The sequence below is a fragment of the Dokdonella immobilis genome, from assembly GCF_900115085.1.
Taxonomy (GTDB): domain Bacteria; phylum Pseudomonadota; class Gammaproteobacteria; order Xanthomonadales; family Rhodanobacteraceae; genus Dokdonella; species Dokdonella immobilis.
Map to the genome: position 1 here is coordinate 46,463 of NZ_FOVF01000009.1, position 19,782 is coordinate 66,244.

The window sequence follows — 19,782 nt, forward strand, 5'->3', positions numbered from 1 at the left end:
GTGATTCCGTGATACGGGCCGTGCCCGTCAGATTCCAGGTTCGGGGGTCGGCTGGCCGGGCCCGGACCCGGCCGGTGGCGACACCTTGCATTGCAGGCGATAGACCACCTCGCCCTTGTCAGTCCGTTCGCCACGCTTCCAGCCGTTGCGCCGATAGAAGCGGTCCGCGCGCGTACCCTCGGCGGTGCCGAGCCGGATCTCGCCGACACCTGCGCCGAACATCCACGTCGCAACCCGCGCCAGCAAGCCGCGGCCGATGCCCTGGCCTTCGTGCCGGGGATCGACAAACAGGGCCCAAATGTCGGCCTCGGCGATCCGCCCCGTGGCGAAACCGACCACCTCACCGGCGCGTTCGGCGACCCAGGTCGCGGCATTGCCACTCGTCGACAAGGCATCGATCCACTTCGCGCGAGTCAGCCAGCCGGGATCCGAGAGGCGGTTCTCGCGCACGCCAAGGCGGATCGCCGTCATCTGTGGGATGTCTCCTTCATTGGCGAGCCTGTACCGCACCATCGCAAGCACCTCGTCTGAGCCATTGCAAGGACCTGCGCCCGGAGCGGCATGTCGCTCCGTAACACGCCAAGCCGCTCGCTTCCCGCTACTTCCAGCGGCGCAGCTGCGGTATGCCCGCGCCGAACCGCCGGGCCAGGAATCCCGGCACCTTCATGTCGCGCATCTTTCCCAGCACGCGATCCTGCATTTCGCTGCAGGTCATCTGCTCGTCGACGAATCGTCCGCCGACATAGCAATGACTGCAGTATTCCGCGCTCGGCGTTCCATCCGCCCCGGTTCCGCCGCCCTTCGGATCGCGACTCAGCGGCATTCCGCAACTCTGGCATTTCGGACCGAACATGGCGCCTCCGTTCAGGGCGTCAACCGACCGCGCCTTCGAGGCTGACTTCGAGCAGCTTCTTGGCCTCGACCGCGAACTCCATCGGCAGTTCGCGGAACACCTGCCGGCAGAAGCCGTCGACGATCAGCGACACCGCATCCTCTTCGGCGATGCCGCGCGAGCGGCAGTAGAACAGTTGGTCGTCGGAGATCTTCGAGGTGGTCGCCTCATGCTCGACGATGGCCGACGGATTCTTCACCTCGATATACGGAAACGTGTGCGCGCCGCACTTCTTGCCGATCAGCAGGCTGTCGCACTGCGTGTAGTTGCGCGCGCCGCTGGCGCCCTTCTCGACCTTGACCAGGCCGCGATAGCTGTTCTGTCCGCGGCCCGCGCTGATGCCCTTGGCGATGATCTTGGACTTCGTATTGCGGCCGATGTGGATCATCTTGGTGCCGGTATCGGCCTGCTGGTGATGATGGGTCAGCGCCACGGAGTGGAACTCACCGACCGAGTCGTCGCCGCGCAACACGCAACTGGGATACTTCCAGGTGATCGCCGAACCGGTCTCGACCTGGGTCCAGGAAATCTTCGAGCGTGCGCCGCGGCAATCGCCGCGCTTGGTCACGAAGTTGTAGATCCCGCCGAGGCCGTTCTCGTCCCCCGGATACCAGTTCTGCACGGTCGAGTACTTGATGTCCGCGTCATCCAGTGCAACCAGCTCGACCACGGCCGCGTGCAACTGGTTCTCGTCGCGCATCGGCGCCGTACAGCCTTCCAGATAGGACACGCTGGCCCCTTCCTCGGCCACGATCAGGGTGCGCTCGAACTGGCCGGTGTTGATCGCATTGATGCGGAAGTAGGTACTCAGTTCCATCGGGCAGCGCACGCCCTTCGGGATGAACACGAAGCTGCCGTCGGAGAACACGGCCGAATTGAGCGCGGCGAAGTAGTTGTCGCTGCTCGGCACGACCGAACCGAGATAGGCGCGGACCAGCTCCGGATGCTCCTTCACCGCTTCGGACATCGAACAGAAAATCACGCCTGCCTCGGCCAGCTCCTTGCGGAACGTGGTGCCCACCGAAACCGAATCGAACACCGCATCGACGGCGACGCCGGCCAGGCGGGCGCGTTCGTGCAGCGGCACACCGAGCTTCTCGTAGGTCTCGAGCAGCTTCGGATCGACCTCGGCCAGCGATTTCGGGCCCTCCTTGGGTGCCGCGAAATAGCTGATCGCCTGGAAATCGATCGGGCCGATCCGCAGCTTGGCCCATTCCGGCGGGATCATGGTAAGCCAGTGCCGATAGGCCTTGAGGCGCCACTCGGTCATCCATCCGGGCTCGCCCTTGCGCGCCGAGATCCAGCGCACCACGTCCTCGTTGAGGCCGGGTGGCAGGGTATCGGTTTCGATGTCGGTGACGAAGCCGGCACCGTAGCGACGGTTGATTGCCGCGATGATCTGTTCGTTGCCTTCGCCGGACGCCGGCTCGCGATCGTGCCGGGCCAGCGGGTCGGATTCGTTGCTCATGCTCGTTGCCATCAGTGGGAGGCTACCCGCAATGGAATGCCGGCCGGCCGCCGTGGCGGTGCGGCGACCATGTCGGCCAGGCTCACGTCCTGGAGCGCGTTGCGGACGGCCTGGCTGATGCGCTGCCAGTTCACGCGTATCCCGCAGTGCGACTCGTGGTCGCAGGCGCCCGCGTGGGCGCTGCACTCGGTCATGCCGATCGGCCCTTCCATGGCGGTGACGATGTCGGCCACGCTGATCGCTGCGGCCGGCCGTGCCAGGCAGTAACCGCCATTGACGCCGCGCCGCGAAGTGACGAGCCCGGCATGGGCCAGCTGCTTGAGGAGCTTGCTGACCGTCGGCAGTTCGAGGCGCGCCGCATCGGCCAGTTGCTGGGCACTGGTGACCTCGACCCCGGTCATCGCAAGGCAGGTCATGACGACAGTCGCGTAGTCGGTAAGTTTGCTGACGCGCAGCATGGCGGCTCCATTCAGTACCGAAATTGTACTGTTTTGCGGCGGTCGAGTACAGATGCCGGCCTCGATTGCCGCTGGAGTTGATCCGGGGCAGGAAACACGGCCGGCGCATGGCCATCCGCAGCGCGCCCCCGCATCGCCTCCAGTCGACTAGACTGCCCGCATTCAACTGCAAGGGATATGAGGCGTGACCCCACGCACCGAGCGTCATTCGGCGATGCACCGTTTCGTCCAGTCTGCGCTACAGCGCTCCGACATCGAACTGTCCAGCGCCTCCGCGGACGCAAGTTTCCGCAGCTACTGGCGCGTGGGCGGCGACGGCGCGGCCACGCACGCCGCCACGGCCGTCGTCATGGATGCGCCTCCGGACAAGGAGGACCTCGGCCCCTGGCTCGACATCGACAGGCGCCTGCGCGAGGCCGGACTGCATGCACCGGAAGTCATCGCCGTCGAACGCGACCACGGTTTCGTCCTGATGGAGGATCTCGGTACCCGCACCTACCTGCCGGAACTCACTTCGAAAAGCGTCGACGCGCTCTACGCCGACGCACTCGATGCCTTGTTGCGCATGCAGACGGCGGTCGATGTCGCCGGCCTGCCCGACTACAGCCGGCAGCGGCTCATCGACGAAATGCAACTGATGCCGGCCTGGTTTCTCGAACGCCATCTCGGCCATCCGGTATCGAGTGCCGAACAGGACGTCATCGCGGCCGCATTCACCGCCCTGGTCGAGGCCGCGGCGGAACAGCCGCGCGCATTCGTGCACCGCGATTTCCACAGCCGCAACCTGCTCGTCATCGAACGCGATGAAGCACCTGCCGGCACCCGGCTGCTGGTCAATCCCGGCATCGTTGATTTCCAGGATGCCGTGGTCGGCCCGCTCACCTACGACCTCGTCTCGCTATTGCGCGATTGCTACATCGAGTGGGATCCGGAGCACGTCGCCGGCTGGGTCGAGGCCTACCGCATCCGCCTGCAGGCGGCGCATCTGCTCGGCCCCGAAGTCGGCACAGCGCAGATGACGCGCTGGTTCGACCTGATGGGACTGCAGCGCCATCTCAAGGTTCTTGGGATTTTCTGTCGGCTCTGGTACCGGGACGGGAAACCCCAGTACCTGAACGATCTGGCCCTGGTCTGGCGCTACGCGATCGGCACCGCACGCCGCTATCCGGAAACCGGCGAACTCGCCGACCTGCTCGAACGCGCGCTCGGCGATTCCGATATCCGCAGGCCGCGCGGGTCCGCTGCCGGATGAGTCTGCGCAAGGCGATGATCTTCGCGGCCGGACGCGGCGAACGCATGCGTCCGCTGACCGACACCACGGCCAAGCCCCTGCTCCCGGCCGGTGGCAAGCGCCTGATCGAGTGGCACCTGGAAAAACTCGCGGCACTCGGCATCCGCGATGTCGTCATCAATACCTCCCACCTTGCCGGCCAATTTCCGCAAGCGCTCGGCGACGGCGACCGCTGGGGACTGCGCATCCGCTATCTCGACGAGGGACCGGTCCCGCTCGAGACCGGAGGCGGCATGCTCAATGCCCTGCCCCTGCTCGGCCCGGAGCCGTTCCTGCTCGTCAACGGCGATGTCTGGTCCGACCTCGACTTCGCGACCCTGCCCGGCCGACCACGCGGCCACGCGCATCTGGTCCTGGTGGCCAATCCATCCCACCACGCCGACGGCGACTTTGTCCTGGCCGACGACGGCACGGTCCACGCCGAAGGCGCGCCACGGTGGACCTACGCCGGCATCGGCGTGTTCCGTCCCGAACTGTTCGGCAACTGGCGGGAAGTCGTCGGCGAGGTCGATGGCGCCGATCAACGACCGCCACGCTTTCGGCTGCTTCCGCTGTTGGTGGACGCCATGCGCCGCGGCGCCGTCGGCGGTCAACGCCACGACGGGCACTGGGTCGATGTGGGAACGCCGCAGCGCTTGCGCGAGCTCGATGCCGGGCTGCGTCACGACTGACTTTGCCGGCTTTCTTCAATCGGCTTCGTCGAGCAGTTGGCGCAGGAACGGTATCGTGACCCGGCGCTGGGCCGCCAGGGTGGCGCGGTCGATGCGGTCGAGCAACGGGACCAGGGTGCCGAGATCGCGCGCCTGGCGGGCGAACAGCCAGTCGAGCACGTTTTCGTCCAGTTCGATGCCTCGATCGGCCGCACGCACCTGCAGGGCCCGACGCCGGCTTGCTTCATCAAGCGGGCGCAAGAGCCATTGCGTGCAGGCGCCGAGACGGGAGACCAGGTCGGCAAGGCCCAGACCCAGCGCGGCCGGGGCATCGGATCCGGCGAACAGCAGGGTCGAGCCTTCGGCCAGGCAGCGGTTGTACAGGTCGAACAGGGCATGTTCGGCATCGCGCGCGCCGACGATGGCGTCGACGTTGTCGATGGCCAGCAGTTCGCTGCCGCCAAAGCGGCGGATCGTGTCGGCCACCGGTCTGGCGACACGTGCCAGGTCCAGGTACTGGGCGCTGCGCTGGCCAGCCAGCGCTTCGGCGCAGGCGGCGACCAGCAGGTGGGTCTTGCCGCTACCCCTGGCCCCGCACAGGTAGACCCGGTCGATGCCATCGCCGCGGGCCGCGTGGCGGAGGATGTCGATACCGTCCGCGTTGGCTCCGGCCAGGAACGTCTCGAAGCGCTGATGCGCCGGCCAGCGCAGGGCCAGCGGAAGTTGTTCGCTCATGCGTCGGATGCAGGGGCGGGTCCGGTCGGCGGCGCGACCGGTGGAGCATCCACCGCAATGCCGGATGCTTCGCTGCTCGCCGCCGCGATGTTGCCTTCGAGCACGATCGCCGAACCGGCCGGCGCGTCGTGATACATCTCGCTCTGCGTGTAGCGCTCGTAGGCGTAGCGCAACAGGACCATGACCACGGCCGCCAGCGGCAGCGCCAGCAGCACGCCGATGAAGCCGAACAGTTCGCCACCGGCGAGGATCGCGAACATGACCGCGACCGGATGCAGGCCGATCTTGTCGCCGACCAGCTTCGGCACCAGCACATAGCCTTCGAGCAACTGGCCGACCACGAATACGACCAGGACGAAGATCACATGGACGGTATCCAGGCCCTGGACCACCGCCGCGATCACACCCATGCCGACGCCGACGATGGCCCCCATGTACGGCACGAAGCTGATCAGGCCGGCGATCATGCCGATCAGCGGGCCCACGCTGACGCCGACCAGCGAGAGCCCGACACCGTAGAAGGCGCCGAGCAGGAGCATCACGCTGATCTGGCCGCGCAGGAAGCCGCCCAGGGTTTCGTCCGACTCGCGGGCCAGGCGCGCCACGACCGGTTCGATCGCACGCGGCACCATGGCGTGGATGCGCTCGACGACGATGTTCCAGTCACGCAGAAGGTAGAACGCGGCGACCGGCACGATAACCAGGTTCAGCAGCCAGGCGACGATCGCAAACCCGGACTTCGAGACCTTCGACAGCACGCTGGTGGCGAAACCGCCGGCCTCCTTCCAGTGGCCCTGGAGCATGCTGACCAGTTCGCTGCTGTCGAAGGTATCGAGGCTGACGCCGAAGCGGGCCTCGATCCAGGGCGTAGCCACGTCGCGGGCCCACTCGGTCCAGCGCGGCAACTGGTCGATGAAGCGCGCAACCTGGCGTTCCATGAACGGAATCAGGATCAGCACGATGGCAACCACCGCGAGGGTCAGGACCAGGAACACGAGGCTGACGCCCCATGAGCGCCCGACGCCCCGCGCCTGGAGCCGCTGCACCAGCGGATTGAACAGATAGGCAAACAGCGCGGCGATCGCGAACGGCACCAGTGCCGGCCCGAGCAGGTACAGCACCCAGCCGATGAAAGCGACCAGGAGCAGCCACTTGAGACGAAGATCGATCGTGGTCGGAGGCATCAGCGGGATTCCTGTTCTCTGCGTTCATGCGAGGCCTGGCGCGCACGCATGGACCAGACGACCACGTAGTGTAGACCGCTGGCCACGGTCAGCGCCGCGGCGAGGAGAATGAAGGGATACTGTCCGGGCAGCTGCGGGAACCAGGCCAGGCGCAGCAATTCAGCCAGGACCAGCAGGATCTGGACCACGGTCGTGAGCTTGGACAGCCGACTCGGTTGTGCGTCGAACGGGCCGATCAGGTTGTGATAGGCGATCGCGCCGCAGACGATCACGACGTCGCGGCCGATGACCAGCGCGAACAGCCAGACCGGCACGCTGCCGATCAGGGTCAGCGCGGTGAATCCGGCCAGCAGCAGCAGCTTGTCGGCCAGCGGATCGAGCAATCCGCCGAGCCGGCTTTCCCAGCCGAAGTGCTTGGCCAGGTACCCGTCCACCGCATCACTGACGCCGGCGACCGCGGCCAGCAACAGGGCCACCTTGAATTCGCCGTGCGAGATCAGCCAGAAGACCGGCCACACCATCAGGATGCGCACACCGGTGACCAGATTGGGCAGGTGCCGCCACATCGACGTTCACGGGCTCAGGATAAGCGTGGCATCGATGCCATCCAGCGGTGGACTGGCGCTGTTGACCCGCAACACGCCTTCGCCATCGACCGCTGCAAGCCAGCGATCGAGGCCGCCGGCAACGCTGAGGCGCACGAGGATGCCATCGCCACGCGCCTCCAGCGGCCAGGCCTGGCGTACCAGCGACTGCCGAGCCAGATAGCCCATGCCGCGCGCATAGTCCTCGGCGGAATGGATGCCGCTGATCCAGATTCGCCGCTCGACCGGCGTGGCATCGACGGGTGCGGCGGCACCGGCGACGGCCAGGCCGAGCCCGGCCAGCATGCGGTCCACGGCGCTGCTGTCGAATTCCGCGACCAGCATCAGGCGGGTGGTCGCCGCTCCGCTGGTTTCGTCGATGCCGCTGTCACGCCGGTAACGGTATTGCAGGACGTATTTGTCGGCATCGGCGACGGCCTTGGCCACCTCGGCACGGGCGAGAATGCCGGGATCGCCGCTGAGCCGGATCACGACATCGGCCAGGGCGGACTTGAGGGCACCGGCGCGCTCCGCTTCGGACTGGCTCGTGACCGGCGCTTCGCCGCTGTAGGTGGCCGGTGCCGCGGCGGCCTGCAGGCAGGCCAGCATGGCCATCAGGACCCCGGCGAGGAGCAGCCTGGCCCGACGGCAAATGACCGGCTTCAAGCAACGACCCGCCGAGGGCGGGCATTCCGGGCGTTGCCGCCATGCAGGCGTTGTATCGTCCATCGCAGTGCTGCGCATGACGGAGTCCCTGGCCCTGTGGTGATGAGCGCCAGTCTGCACGAAGGCTCGCTACCTCGTCCATCCGGGCTGGTATCATTCGCGGCCCCGCGTACCCGGCTTTTCCCATGTCGAACGATAACGAGGCCCTCACCTACCGCGCCGCCGGCGTCGACATCGATGCCGGCAACGCTGTCGTCGAACGCATCAAGCCGCTGGTCGCGCGCACCTTCCGCAAGGAGGTCATGGCCGGACTCGGCGGATTCGGCGGGCTGTTCGAACTCGGCGGACGCTACCGCGATCCGGTGCTGGTGTCGGGCACCGACGGCGTAGGCACCAAGCTCAAGCTCGCCCAGATCCTCGGCCGCCACGACACGATCGGCATCGACCTCGTTGGCATGTGCGTCAACGACGTGCTTGTCCAGGGTGCCGAACCGCTGTTCTTCCTCGACTACTTCGCCACCGGCGCGCTCGACGTGGAGACCACGGTCGCAGTGGTCGGCGGCATCGCCACAGGCTGCGAGTTGGCCGGCTGCGCGTTGATCGGTGGCGAGACCGCGGAAATGCCGAGCATGTATCCGCCGGGCGAATACGATCTCGCCGGATTCTGCGTCGGCGCGGTCGAGAAACTGGCCCTGATCGACGGCACCCGCATCCAGGCCGGCGACGCGATCATCGGCATCGCCTCATCGGGACCGCACTCCAACGGCTACTCGTTGATCCGGCGCATCCTCGAACGCGCCGGCAGTCCGTACGACCTCGATCTCTCCGGCACCCGCCTCGACGACGCCCTGATGGCGCCGACGACCATCTACGTGAAGCCGGTGCTCAAGCTCATGCAGCAGCTGCCGGTGAACGGCATGGCCCACATCACCGGTGGCGGCCTGCGCGAAAACATCATTCGGGTCGTACCGGAGACGCTCGGCATCGACATCGACGGCAGTGCCTGGAAGGCGCCGGCCGTATTCGACTGGCTGCAGCGCGAGGGCAAGGTCGCGCGCGAGGAGATGCTGCGCACCTTCAACTGCGGGATCGGCTATGCCCTGATCGTCTCTCGCGAACACGCCGGCTCCGTGCTCGATGCGCTGGAGACGCTCGAACTGCAGGCCTGGACGATCGGCGAGGTGGTCTCCGCCACGGGCGACGCCCGCGTCCATATCCGCTGAACGGCGCGGTTGGATTCATGCGCATTGTCGTCCTCGCTTCAGGTCGGGGCAGCAATCTCGAGGCCCTGATCGATGCGCAGCGCGATGCGCGACTGCCGATCAGCATCGCCGCCGTCCTTTCCGACAAGGCCGACGCCCGCGCCCTCGAGGTTGCGCGCGCGGCCGGCATCGCGGCAATCCATGTGGATCCGCGTGCCTTCGGGTCGCGCCGCGAGTTCGATGACGCCTTGTTCGCCGCCATCGCCGGGGCAAGACCCGAGCTGATCGTCCTGGCCGGCTTCATGCGCATCATCGATCCGGCGGCATTTGCGCCCTGGCTCGGCCGCATCATCAATATCCATCCGTCGCTGCTGCCCCGATATCCCGGCCTGCATACGCACCGCCGCGCACTCGAGGCCGGTGATCACCTGCACGGCGCCAGCGTGCACTTCGTCACCGCCGAACTCGACGGCGGCCCGGTGCTGGGCCAGACCCGGCTCGAGATCCGTCCCGACGACACCCCGCAGTCCCTGGCCGAGCGGCTCCTCCCGCAGGAACACCGGTTGCTGGTGGCCTGTGTCGGCCTGCTGGCGAGCGGCCGGATCCGCTGGCGCACGACGGGCATCTTCCTCGATGGCCGGCCGCTGGCGAATCCCCTGCAACTCGACGAACACGGTGAATGGATCGACGATGCCGGCTGACCATGCGGCGTTCATGTTCGACGGTCCAGAATTGGGCGATTCCAAGCGGAGTACCGAGCCTTGATCCGAATCACTGCCCTTTCCCTGTGCGCCATGCTGCCGGCAATGGCGCTCGCACAATCGCCGATCGCTCCGTTCAGCGCCGAATACCAGACCTTGCGCAACGGCAAGGAACTCGCGCGCACGACGATCAAGCTCGGCGAGAACGACGATTCGACCACGACCCTGCTGACCACCACCGAAGGGACCTCCGGGCTGGCCAAGCTTGCGGGACTCGATGTCAGCGAGGAATCAGTGGTGCGCTGGGTCGGTGGCCGCCCGGAGACGATCCAATACGATTTCCGCCAGGACGTGGCTTTCAAGAACCGCCGGCGCCATGGCGAATTCGACTGGACGACCGGCCAGGTGCACATGGTCGACGGCAAGAGCGACGCCCGCTATGCCCTGGTGCCGAATGCGGTCGACCGGCACGCGCTGACCCTGGCCCTGGCCGCCGACCTGTCACGCAACGCCGAGCAGTTCGACTACAAGGTCGCGATGAAGGACGCCATCGAGGATGTCCGCTATACGCGCTGCGGGGATGACGTCGAGCTGACCGTGCCCGCCGGCACCTTTTCGACGCGCTGCCTCGAGCGCGTGCGGGCCAAACGCACCTCGAAGATCTGGTTCGTCGAGAACAACGGCTGGATACCCGTGCAGATCGAACAGATCGAGAGCAAGGGCGACACGGTCACGCTGCGGCTGGTGTCGGTGGAGAAAGGCTGACGCCTCGGGAATGGAGAATGGGGAATGGGGAATGGGAAAGCCAAAGCGCTACACGCTCCTGCTCCTCCCATTCTCCATTCCCTATTCCCCATTCCCGACCATCAAGAAGGCAACCGCCGGATCCGCGCGCCGAGCGAGCCGAGCTTTTCCTCGATGTTCTCGTAGCCGCGGTCGATGTGGTAGATGCGGTCGATGGTGGTGTCGCCCTCGGCGACCAGGCCGGCGAGGACCAGTGACGCCGATGCGCGCAGGTCGGTCGCCATCATCTGCGCGCCGGTCATGGTCGGCACGCCCTTGATGATCGCGGTGTTGCTTTCGAGCTGGATGTCGGCGCCGAGGCGCTGCAGCTCCAGGGCGTGCATGAAACGGTTCTCGAATACCGTCTCGGTGATCACGCCGACGCCCTCGGCAACGCAGTTGAGCGCGGTGAACTGGGCCTGCATGTCGGTCGGAAAGGCGGGGTACGGCGCGGTCGTGATGTTGACGGCCTTGGGCCGGCGGCCGCGCATGTCGAGTTCGATCCAGTCTTCGCCGGTCGAGATGTGCGCGCCGGCATCCTCGAGCTTGCCGAGCACGGAATCGAGCGTTTTCGGCCGCGCGTGCTTGGCCATGATCTTGCCGCCGGTGATGGCGGCGGCGACGAGGAACGTGCCGGTCTCGATGCGGTCCGGCAGCACCTCGTAGTCGGTACCGCCGAGGCGCTCGACGCCATCGATGACGATCGAATTGGTGCCGGCGCCACTGATCTTCGCGCCCATGCTGTTCAGGCAGTTGGCGAGGTCGACGACTTCGGGCTCCTGTGCCGCGTTTTCGATGACCGTGGTGCCCTGGGCCAGCACGGCGGCCATCATCAGGTTTTCGGTGCCGGTCACGGTGACCAGGTCGAGGACGATGCGGGCGCCCTTCAGGCGCTTGGCGCGGGCCTTGATGTAGCCGTTCTCGACGCGGACCTCGGCGCCGAGGGCCTGCAGCCCCTGGATGTGCAGGTTGACCGGGCGCGAGCCGATCGCGCAGCCGCCGGGCAGCGATACTTCGGCCTGGCCGTAGCGGGCCACCAGCGGACCGAGCACGAGAATCGACGCGCGCATGGTCTTGACCAGGTCGTATGGGGCGAAGAAGCGGTCGGTCGTGCGCGGATCGACGTGGATCTTCATGCGCTCGTCGACGACCAGTTGCACGCCCATCTGGCCGAGCAGTTCCATGGTCGTGGTCACGTCGTGCAGGTGCGGCACGTTGGCGATGCTGACCGGCTCGTCGGCCAGCAGGCAGGCGGCAAGGATCGGCAGCACGGCGTTCTTGGCGCCCGAGATCTGGACATCGCCGCGGAGCGGTTCTCCGCCGTTGATTACAATTTTGGCCATCGCCCGCGTGTTTCCTGAGTTGAAATGGGATCGGAATCGCCCCGGCCCGAAGGGTCGTGGGGCGGATCCGAAGAGTAGACCTGCGCAGCCGCTTCGCCGGGAATTCAGCCTTTGGCCGCTTCTTCCGGAGTCAAGGTGCGCAACGAAAGTGCATGAATCGCATTCCCCATATGTTCACCCAGGGTCGCGTAAACCATGCGATGGCGCGCCAGCGGGAGCTTCCCGGCAAATGCCGGACTGACCACTCTCGCCTCAAAATGTACGCCGTCCGCTCCTTCCACGACGATTTCCGCATCGGGCAGGCCTGACTGGATGAGATCGTGAATGGTTCGGGTGTCCATGAAGAGGCGGATTCCTGGCGATGCTGCGACGGACGGCCCATCCGGGCCGTCTTGAGCGCCAGCAGGGGGTAACGGATACAATAGGGAGCGCCAATGTTACTCAAAATACCGCTTCGCCGGAATCAAGCGCCGGCCGACCCGGCCATTTCGCTGCTCAATCCAGTCCTGATGAACGCCCAACTGAACACCCAAAACCTGACCCTGAACAGCCCGATCCTCGACGAATCGAAGATTCGCAACAGCGCGATGACGGTGATCGAGACCGAGGCACGGGCGATCTCGGCCCTGCAGAAGCGCGTCAACGGCAGCTTCCTGCACGCCTGCCAGCTCATGTTCCAGTGCCACGGGCGGGTCGTCGTCATCGGCATCGGCAAGTCCGGGCACATCGCGCGCAAGATCGCTGCCACCCTGGCCTCGACCGGTACGCCGGCGTTCTTCGTGCATCCGGCCGAAGCCAGCCACGGCGATCTCGGCATGATCACGCAGAAGGACGTGGTCCTGAGCCTGAGCAATTCCGGTGAAACCGACGAACTGCTGACCATCCTGCCATTGATCAAGCGCCAGAACGTGCCGCTGATCGCAATGACCGGCAACGAATTTTCCTCGCTGGCCAAGCTCGCCGACGTGCATCTCGACGTCTCGGTCTCCGAGGAGGCCTGCCCGCTCGGGCTGGCGCCGACGGCCAGCACCACCGCGGCCCTGGTCATGGGCGATGCACTGGCGATCGCGCTGCTCGAGGCCCGCGGCTTCACATCCGAGGATTTCGCCCGCTCCCACCCGGCCGGCACGCTGGGTCGGCGCCTGCTCGTGCGCATTAGCGACATCATGCATTCGGGCAAGCAGATCCCCGTGGTCGACCAGCACGACTCGCTGACTGCGGCCCTGGTCGAAATGACCCGCACCGGACTCGGCATGACCGCGGTCACCGACGATCAGGGTCACCTGCTCGGCGTGTTCACCGACGGCGACCTGCGCCGCGCGGTCGACGACAACGACATCGATCTGCGCGACACCCGCGTCGGCAAGGTCATGACCTCGAACCCCAAGACGATCACCGCCGACAAGCTCGCCGCCGAAGCGGCCCAGGTCATGGAGGCGTTCAAGATCCACGCCCTGCTCGTGGTCGATGACGAAAACCACGTGGTCGGCGCCCTCAACATCCACGACCTGCTGCGCGCAAGGGTGGTTTGATTTGTTCGGGAATCGAGAATAGGGAATCGGGAATAGGCAGAAGCAACAAAAGAGCGCAGCCTCGCTCCGACCATTCCCTACTCCCCATTCCCCATTCCCGGCTTTTTGACCATGCCCCCCACCGACATTCCCGCCGAGATCCGTGAACGCGCCGGCCGCATCAGGCTCGCCCTTTTCGACGTCGATGGCGTGCTCACCGACGGGCGCCTCTGGTATGCCGAGGACGGCCACGAGCTGAAGGCATTCCATGTCCATGACGGCCTCGGTCTCAAGCGCCTGCGTGCCAATGGCATTGAGGTGGCGATCATCACCGCGCGCATCAGCCACCTGGTCGCCCAGCGCATGGCCGAACTTGGCGTCGTCCATCTGTACCAGGGTCAAAGTGACAAGCGCATCTGTTTCGACCAGTTGCTGCACGCGCTGCAGCTTGAGGCCGGACAGTGCGCCTATACCGGCGACGACCTGCCCGACCTCTGCGTCATGAACGAGGTCGGCCTGGCCATCGCAGTGGCCAACGCACATCCCACCGTCATTCGCCACGCGCACTGGCGCACTCAGAAGGAAGGTGGCTCCGGTGCGGTCCGGGAAGTCTGCGACCTGCTGCTGGAATCCCAGGGCAAGTCCGAATCGGAGCTGGCCGCGCATCTGGGGAGTCGCTGAGTCCGTGTCGTTGCGATTGACCATGGCGGCCCCGAACGGGAACCGCCCATGAACATGGACCGGCGTTTCATCCTGCTGGTCATCGGCCTGGTGATCCTTGTTGCAGTCACCCAGGTGATGCTCTGGCTGACCCGCCCGCCGGCACTCGAACCGACCTTCAGCGGGCCGCCACGGTCGAGCTATACGCTGGACAACTTCTCGATGAATGCGCTGGGCGAAGACGGCAAGCTCAGTTTCACGGTCAGCGGTCCGCGCCTGACCCGGCGCAGCGAGGACGGCTCGATCTTCGTCAGCACGCCGGACTACGTGATGGTCGACAAGGACGGCAACCCCTGGGTCGGCAAGTCGGATTCGGCCTGGGTCAACAAGGATGGATCGCTGATGCGCCTGGAAGGCAACGTCGAGATGGCACGGGCCGACGCGGATGCCGCGAAGGCGGCCACGCTGCACACCTCGGACCTGACTGCGCGGCCGAAGGCCAAGACCTTCGAAACCGCGGCACCGGCGCGAATCGAGCAACCGGGCTCTATACTGCGGGGTACCGGCCTGCGCGGCGATCTCAACACGAAAGTCCTGGAGCTGTTGTCCGATGTCAACAATACCTTTGAGCCAACCCCGCGAAAAAACTAGGGTTTCAGCAGCCGCTGGCCGGCTGGCGGCACTTCTGCTGCTGGCCCTGGCGCTGCCGGCACATGCCCTGAGCACGGACCGCGACCAGCCTCTCGATGTCCGCGCCCAGTACAACAAGAGCACGTTCGGCACGCAGAACGTGACCCTCTTCCAGGGCAATGTGCGCATGGTGCAGGGCTCGCTGAAGGCGGCCGGCGATGAAGCGCGAATCTGGGAGATCGAAGGCGCTGACGCCGATGCCACCGCCCGGCGCCTGGTCCTGACCGGCAAGCCGGCCCAGCTCGAACAGCTCATGGACAACGACGGCGGCAAGCTGACCGCGCGCGCCTTGACGATCGACTACCGCTCCGACACCGGCCTGGCCGAACTGACCGGGGATGTGGTCGTGGTCCAGGAAGGCCGCTCCGAGTTCCGCGGTCCGCACATGACCTACAACACCAATACCGGCGCCATGGAAGGCGGCAGCCAGGCCCCCGGCAGCGAAGTCCACATGACCTTCAAGCCAAAACCGAAGGCCACGAAGAAGGCCGGAACGGACACGAACCCCTGATGCTGCATGCGGCGAACCTGCGCAAGGCCTATTCGGGCCGGACCGTCGTGCGCGACTTCGGCTTCTCCCTCAAACAGGGCGAAGTGGTCGGACTGCTCGGGCCGAACGGCGCCGGCAAGACAACCTGCTTCTACATGGTCGTCGGCCTCGTCGCGACCGATTCGGGCAGCATCCGCATCGACGAACGCACCGTGACCCACATGCCGATGCACGAACGCGCGCGGCTCGGCGTCGGCTACCTGCCCCAGGAACCCTCGATATTCCGCCGCCTGACCGTCGCCGACAACATCATGGCGATCCTCGAGTTGCGCGACGACCTCGATGCGGCCGGACGCGAGAGCGAGCTCGAATCCCTGCTCGACGAACTGCAGATCAGCCACATCGCAGGCAACAAGGGCGTCAGTCTTTCCGGCGGTGAACGGCGCCGAGTCGAGATCACCCGCGCGCTCGCTTCACGGCCGCGATTCCTGCTTCTCGACGAACCGTTCGCCGGCATCGATCCGATTTCGGTGGTCGACATCCAACGCATCGTGCGCCAGCTCAAGGCGCGAAACATCGGCATCCTGATCACCGATCACAATGTCCGCGAAACGCTCGGCATCTGCGACCGCGCCTACATCATGAACGAGGGCACCGTGCTGACCCAGGGTGCGCCGGCCGATGTGCTGGCGAATGAGGAAGTACGCAATGTCTACCTTGGGAAAGAATTTCGCATGTAATCGCCACCCCGGTGGGTAGCGGCACGGGTTGGATGCGGGTTCCGCATGGAATCGGCCCCCGTAATGGCCCACTCCCGAGGTTCGGACTGTCACGCACGGGGTAGAAAAATCCCCGCCGGACGGCCGCGAACGGAGCCAGCCAGATCCAATCGCCTGAGAGTGGACCCGGGCGCCCGCAGCGTCAAGACCTGCCGCTTGTAGGCAATTGGCGCTAGGATTGCATGAAGCTCCAAGGTGACCGTCCTACGGGCATGAAACCCGCTCTCCAACTCCGCGTCCAGTCCCAGCTCGCGCTGACGCCGCAGCTTCAGCAGGCCATCAAGCTGCTGCAGCTCTCCAGCGTTGAACTGGAACTCGAGCTCAACCAGGCGCTCGAGTCGAACCCGCTGCTCGATATCGAGGAGGATGATCCGGACGAAGCCGAAATCGAGGAGTTCGTACCGCCCGAGCACACGCTCAGCGCGCCGGTTGACGCCAGCGACGGGGCCGGTAGCGAAACGCGCGACGAGACGCCCGATTTCGACGACATTCCGCTTGATCTCGGCGAAGATCGCCGTGACTACCGCGCCTCCTCGTCCGATGACGAAACCCTCGAACAGCAGGACGCCGAAGCCGAGGACCTGCGCGACCATCTGCTCTGGCAGCTCAACCTGACCCCGCTGTCGCAGCGCGATCGGTGCATTGCAACGGCGATCATCGAAGCGATCAACGACGACGGCTATCTCGACGAAAGCAATGAAGTGATCTGCGCGAGCCTCGCCGATCTGTGCGCGGTGACGGTCGAGCAGGTCGAGGCGGTGCGCCATCGCGTGCAGCGCTTCGATCCGCTCGGCGCGGCCTCACGGACGCTGAGCGAATGCCTCGACGTCCAGCTCGAAGCCCTCGACCGGGATACGCCGGGCCTCGACAAGGCCCGCCTGCTGGTTGCCGACTGCCTCGACATGCTCGCCCGCAACGATCGCACGCGTCTGTGCCAGAAACTGCGCGTCAATGACGAGGAGCTGGATACGGTCATCGACCTGGTCCGCTCGCTGACGCCGAAACCCGGTGCCGGCTACTCCAACGGCCCGGCTGAATACGTCGCCCCCGATGCCTACGCGCACAAGGTCAACGGACGCTGGCAGGTCTCGCTGTCGCCGCATTGCCAGCCACGCCTGGCCATCAACGAACACTATGCGAGCCTGATCGCGCGCGCCCAGCGCGACGATGCCAGCTACCTGCGTGGCCAGTTGCAGGAAGCGCGCTGGCTGATCAAGAGCCTCAAGACCCGCGCCGAGACCGTGCTCAAGGTGGCGCAGGCGATCGTGCAAGCCCAGGAGGCCTTTCTCGAATTCGGTCCCGAGGCGATGCGCCCGCTGGTGCTACGCGACGTCGCGGAGGAAATCGAGATGCATGAATCGACGGTTTCCCGGGTGACCACGCGCAAGTACCTGCACACGCCACGCGGCACCTTCGAATTCAAGTACTTCTTCTCCAGCGGCGTCTCGACCGTCGACGGGGGCGCGGCGTCGGCCACGGCCATCCAGGCCATGATCCGCAAGCTCATCGACGATGAAAAAGCAGCCCGCCCACTGTCCGACCAGGCCCTGGCAGTGGAACTCAATCGCCGCGGCATCAGCGTTGCCCGCCGCACCGTCGCAAAATACAGGGAGGCCCTCAACATTCCATCATCGAACGACCGTTGCCGGCTCGGCTGAACGACGTCCGGGCGATCCTTCGGGAACGTCCCGGCGTCGCAGCGGTCGAAGTCGTCAACAGGATCCAGCGAACATGAATCCGGGATCGCGCGAATAGCCAGGATCCCGAACCGGGCCGGTATCGACCGGCCTGCCACTGAAGGAGGTTGCCATGCAGATCACGATCAAAGGCCATCAGATCGACGTCACGCCCGCTCTTCGCAAGCACGCCGAAGGGAAGCTGGAGCGACTGACCCGGCATTTTGACCACCTTCACGAGTTATCGATCGTGCTCAGTATCGAGAAGCTGCTGCACAAGGCCGAGGCGACGATTCATGTTTCCGGCAAGGATCTGCACGCCGATGCGGTCGCTCCCGACATGTATTCCGCCATCGACGCGCTTGCCGACAAGCTCACCGCACAGGTTCGCAAGCACAAGGAAAAGCTCACCAACCATCATCCTGAAGAGGTTCGCGCCGCGCGCTACGAATAGGCTCACCGGCGGCCGGCCCGCCCTGCCGGCGGGTCGGCCAGCGCCACGACGACGCTGCGAAACCGCGCCGCACCCCCGCCGACACCGCTGCGCAGCCGGCAATGCGATACTGTGCATCCCGGAGCCTTCCCGAACCCTGACTGCGCATGCCATTCCTTGATCTGCTGACCACGGAGCGCGTACGCACGGAGTTCATCGCCAGGGACAAGGCCAGCCTGCTGCGCAAGCTGGCCGCGATGCTGGGAGAGGATCCCGCCGAACGTGAACTCATCAGAGCCGCACTCGTCGACCGCGAGGACCTCGGATCGACCGGCCTGGGCCACGGCGTAGCCATCCCGCACGGACGCATCGCCGGAATCGACAAGGCGCGCGCCGCCTTTGTGCGGCTGGCCCGCCCGATCGCATTCGGATCGGCCGACGGGGTGGCGGTCGATCTCGTTGCCGCCCTTGTCGTACCCGCGCACCAGACCGACCAGCACCTGCAGCTGCTGGCGGAACTGGCCGAAGCCTTTTCGGACGCGCAGTTGATGGCCAGGTTTCGCCGTGCCGGCGACAGCAGCGCGCTGCGCGCGGAACTGGCAGAATTTGGCCGCAACCGAAGCAAGGGCCCGGCATGGACAGACTGACTTCCCGCCAGCTATACGACGCAGTCGGCGAGCGCATGCAGCTGCGCTGGGTAGCCGGGTTGCGCGGCGAGGGCCGCGCCATCGAGCCTGGCGACAAGAAATCGCGGCGGCCTTCGCAGATCGGCTACCTCAACATCATCTACCCGAACAAGGTGCAGATCATCGGTACCGAGGAGCTGGCCTATCTGGACAGCCTCGATTCGCGCCAGCGCTGGGAAACGATCGAGAAGATCATGGCCTACCGCTCGATCGCACTGATCGTGACCAAGGACCAGGCCATTCCGGGCGACCTGCGCGATGCCGCGGAGGAGTCGCAGACGCCCCTGTGGATCAGCCCGAAGCGCGGGCATGAGCTGCTTACCTACCTGCAATACCATCTCGCCCGCGGCCTGGCCCGCCAGGTGACCCTGCATGGCGTGCTGATGGAGGTGAACTCGATCGGCGTGCTGATCACGGGTGAAAGCGGCACCGGCAAGAGCGAGCTGGCCCTGGAACTGATCACGCGCGGCCATCGCTTGGTCGCCGACGACGCTCCCGAATTCACCCTGATCGCACCCGACGTGATCGACGGCACCTGCCCCGAGATGCTGCGCGACCTGCTCGAGGTGCGCGGACTCGGCGTGCTCAACGTGCGCGAGATGTTCGGGCATACCGCGGTCAAGCCGTCGAAATACCTGCGCCTGATCGTGCACCTGCAACCGATGGCCCAGAGCGGCGCCGACGACGAGATGAAACGCCTCTACGGCGATGTCGGCTATCGCGAGGTGCTCGACGTGCCGATCCCGCAGATCGTCATCCCGGTTGCCTCGGGCCGCAATATTGCCGTCCTTGCCGAGGCGGCCGTGCGCAGCCACATGCTCAAGTCCAAGGGCCTCGATCCAGCCCAGACCTTCGTCGACCGCCAGGCGCACCAGCTGCGCCGGCTGCCTCCGTGGTGAG

Annotated in this window: 24 protein-coding genes; 14 read left to right on the top strand and 10 right to left on the bottom strand. The window is 65.9% G+C overall.

Going from position 1 to position 19,782, the window contains the following annotated elements; genetic code table 11:
• Positions 1 to 27 precede the first annotated feature (27 nt).
• From BM125_RS08665 to BM125_RS08680, 4 genes are all read right to left on the bottom strand, one after another.
• Positions 28 to 471: a GNAT family N-acetyltransferase gene (locus BM125_RS08665; protein WP_217647837.1), complete on the bottom strand. Its 444-nt coding sequence runs from the start codon at positions 469 to 471 to the stop codon at positions 28 to 30.
• Between the two features lie 127 nt (positions 472 to 598).
• Complete coding sequence (locus BM125_RS08670) at positions 599 to 853, bottom strand: zinc ribbon domain-containing protein (protein ID WP_092406979.1); 255 nt, start codon at positions 851 to 853, stop codon at positions 599 to 601.
• 19 nt (positions 854 to 872) lie between these two features.
• On the bottom strand, positions 873 to 2,360 hold the full coding sequence (gene sufB, locus BM125_RS08675) for a Fe-S cluster assembly protein SufB (RefSeq protein ID WP_092407121.1): 1,488 nt from the start codon (positions 2,358 to 2,360) through the stop codon (positions 873 to 875).
• A gap of 11 nt (positions 2,361 to 2,371) precedes the next feature.
• On the bottom strand, positions 2,372 to 2,818 hold the full coding sequence (locus BM125_RS08680; protein ID WP_092406981.1) for an SUF system Fe-S cluster assembly regulator: 447 nt from the start codon (positions 2,816 to 2,818) through the stop codon (positions 2,372 to 2,374).
• A 184-nt stretch (positions 2,819 to 3,002) separates the two neighbouring features.
• Here BM125_RS08680 and BM125_RS08685 point away from each other — a divergent pair, with 184 nt between their 5' ends.
• A complete protein-coding gene (locus tag BM125_RS08685) occupies positions 3,003 to 4,070 on the top strand; it encodes an aminoglycoside phosphotransferase family protein (RefSeq protein ID WP_245778850.1) in 1,068 nt (355 codons plus the stop codon).
• Between the two features lie 2 nt (positions 4,071 to 4,072).
• On the top strand, positions 4,073 to 4,780 hold the full coding sequence (gene murU, locus BM125_RS08690) for an N-acetylmuramate alpha-1-phosphate uridylyltransferase MurU (protein WP_092407123.1): 708 nt from the start codon (positions 4,073 to 4,075) through the stop codon (positions 4,778 to 4,780).
• A gap of 15 nt (positions 4,781 to 4,795) precedes the next feature.
• On the opposite strand, the gene hda is transcribed toward murU, so the two are convergent.
• From hda to BM125_RS08710, 4 genes are read right to left on the bottom strand one after another with little or no spacing between them, the layout of a single operon-like run.
• Positions 4,796 to 5,494, bottom strand: coding sequence for a DnaA regulatory inactivator Hda (gene hda / locus BM125_RS08695; protein WP_092406985.1), 699 nt, complete (start codon positions 5,492 to 5,494; stop codon positions 4,796 to 4,798).
• Positions 5,491 to 6,678: an AI-2E family transporter gene (locus tag BM125_RS08700; RefSeq protein ID WP_092406987.1), complete on the bottom strand. Its 1,188-nt coding sequence runs from the start codon at positions 6,676 to 6,678 to the stop codon at positions 5,491 to 5,493. The genes hda and BM125_RS08700 overlap by 4 nt, the downstream gene beginning before the upstream one ends.
• Entirely contained in the window at positions 6,678 to 7,244 is a 567-nt protein-coding gene (locus BM125_RS08705) for a CDP-alcohol phosphatidyltransferase family protein (RefSeq protein ID WP_092406989.1), read from the bottom strand. The genes BM125_RS08700 and BM125_RS08705 overlap by 1 nt, the downstream gene beginning before the upstream one ends.
• Before the next feature lie 6 nt (positions 7,245 to 7,250).
• Positions 7,251 to 7,928 (bottom strand): DUF2066 domain-containing protein, encoded by a 678-nt coding sequence (locus BM125_RS08710; RefSeq protein ID WP_175497975.1) that lies wholly within the window; start codon positions 7,926 to 7,928, stop codon positions 7,251 to 7,253.
• 185 nt (positions 7,929 to 8,113) lie between these two features.
• Here BM125_RS08710 and purM point away from each other — a divergent pair, with 185 nt between their 5' ends.
• From purM to BM125_RS08725, 3 genes are read left to right on the top strand one after another with little or no spacing between them, the layout of a single operon-like run.
• Positions 8,114 to 9,151, top strand: coding sequence for a phosphoribosylformylglycinamidine cyclo-ligase (gene purM / locus BM125_RS08715; RefSeq protein WP_092406993.1), 1,038 nt, complete (start codon positions 8,114 to 8,116; stop codon positions 9,149 to 9,151).
• A 17-nt stretch (positions 9,152 to 9,168) separates the two neighbouring features.
• Positions 9,169 to 9,831 (top strand): phosphoribosylglycinamide formyltransferase, encoded by a 663-nt coding sequence (gene purN, locus BM125_RS08720; protein ID WP_092406995.1) that lies wholly within the window; start codon positions 9,169 to 9,171, stop codon positions 9,829 to 9,831.
• Positions 9,832 to 9,891: 60 nt separating this feature from the next.
• The gene (locus tag BM125_RS08725) at positions 9,892 to 10,596 is read left to right on the top strand and encodes a DUF3108 domain-containing protein (protein WP_139224915.1); all 705 of its coding nucleotides are present in this window, start codon (positions 9,892 to 9,894) and stop codon (positions 10,594 to 10,596) included.
• Positions 10,597 to 10,697: 101 nt separating this feature from the next.
• On the opposite strand, the gene murA is transcribed toward BM125_RS08725, so the two are convergent.
• Positions 10,698 to 11,957, bottom strand: a complete 1,260-nt coding sequence (gene murA / locus BM125_RS08730) for a UDP-N-acetylglucosamine 1-carboxyvinyltransferase (RefSeq protein ID WP_092406999.1) — start codon at positions 11,955 to 11,957, stop codon at positions 10,698 to 10,700.
• A gap of 104 nt (positions 11,958 to 12,061) precedes the next feature.
• Entirely contained in the window at positions 12,062 to 12,298 is a 237-nt protein-coding gene (locus BM125_RS08735; protein WP_092407001.1) for a BolA family protein, read from the bottom strand.
• A gap of 168 nt (positions 12,299 to 12,466) precedes the next feature.
• Here BM125_RS08735 and BM125_RS08740 point away from each other — a divergent pair, with 168 nt between their 5' ends.
• The 9 genes from BM125_RS08740 to hprK all read left to right on the top strand — a co-directional run bounded on the left by BM125_RS08740 (position 12,467) and on the right by hprK (position 19,781).
• Entirely contained in the window at positions 12,467 to 13,489 is a 1,023-nt protein-coding gene (locus BM125_RS08740; protein ID WP_092407003.1) for a KpsF/GutQ family sugar-phosphate isomerase, read from the top strand.
• Between the two features lie 111 nt (positions 13,490 to 13,600).
• Positions 13,601 to 14,149 (top strand): 3-deoxy-manno-octulosonate-8-phosphatase KdsC, encoded by a 549-nt coding sequence (gene kdsC / locus BM125_RS08745; RefSeq protein WP_092407005.1) that lies wholly within the window; start codon positions 13,601 to 13,603, stop codon positions 14,147 to 14,149.
• Positions 14,150 to 14,197: 48 nt separating this feature from the next.
• Positions 14,198 to 14,779: an LPS export ABC transporter periplasmic protein LptC gene (gene lptC, locus BM125_RS08750; RefSeq protein WP_092407007.1), complete on the top strand. Its 582-nt coding sequence runs from the start codon at positions 14,198 to 14,200 to the stop codon at positions 14,777 to 14,779.
• The gene (gene lptA / locus BM125_RS08755) at positions 14,739 to 15,329 is read left to right on the top strand and encodes a lipopolysaccharide transport periplasmic protein LptA (protein ID WP_092407009.1); all 591 of its coding nucleotides are present in this window, start codon (positions 14,739 to 14,741) and stop codon (positions 15,327 to 15,329) included. The genes lptC and lptA overlap by 41 nt, the downstream gene beginning before the upstream one ends.
• Complete coding sequence (gene lptB / locus BM125_RS08760) at positions 15,329 to 16,048, top strand: LPS export ABC transporter ATP-binding protein (RefSeq protein ID WP_092407011.1); 720 nt, start codon at positions 15,329 to 15,331, stop codon at positions 16,046 to 16,048. Before lptA ends, lptB begins: the two co-directional genes overlap by 1 nt.
• 251 nt (positions 16,049 to 16,299) lie before the next feature.
• Positions 16,300 to 17,745 (top strand): RNA polymerase factor sigma-54, encoded by a 1,446-nt coding sequence (locus tag BM125_RS08765; protein WP_092407013.1) that lies wholly within the window; start codon positions 16,300 to 16,302, stop codon positions 17,743 to 17,745.
• Positions 17,746 to 17,896: 151 nt separating this feature from the next.
• Positions 17,897 to 18,217 carry a ribosome hibernation-promoting factor, HPF/YfiA family gene (gene hpf, locus BM125_RS08770; protein WP_092407015.1) on the top strand — a complete coding sequence of 107 codons (321 nt, stop codon included), beginning with the start codon at positions 17,897 to 17,899 and terminating at the stop codon, positions 18,215 to 18,217.
• Positions 18,218 to 18,363: 146 nt separating this feature from the next.
• A complete protein-coding gene (locus tag BM125_RS08775) occupies positions 18,364 to 18,843 on the top strand; it encodes a PTS sugar transporter subunit IIA (protein WP_092407017.1) in 480 nt (159 codons plus the stop codon).
• On the top strand, positions 18,831 to 19,781 hold the full coding sequence (gene hprK, locus BM125_RS08780; protein WP_092407019.1) for an HPr(Ser) kinase/phosphatase: 951 nt from the start codon (positions 18,831 to 18,833) through the stop codon (positions 19,779 to 19,781). Before BM125_RS08775 ends, hprK begins: the two co-directional genes overlap by 13 nt.
• Position 19,782: the final 1 nt, after the last annotated feature.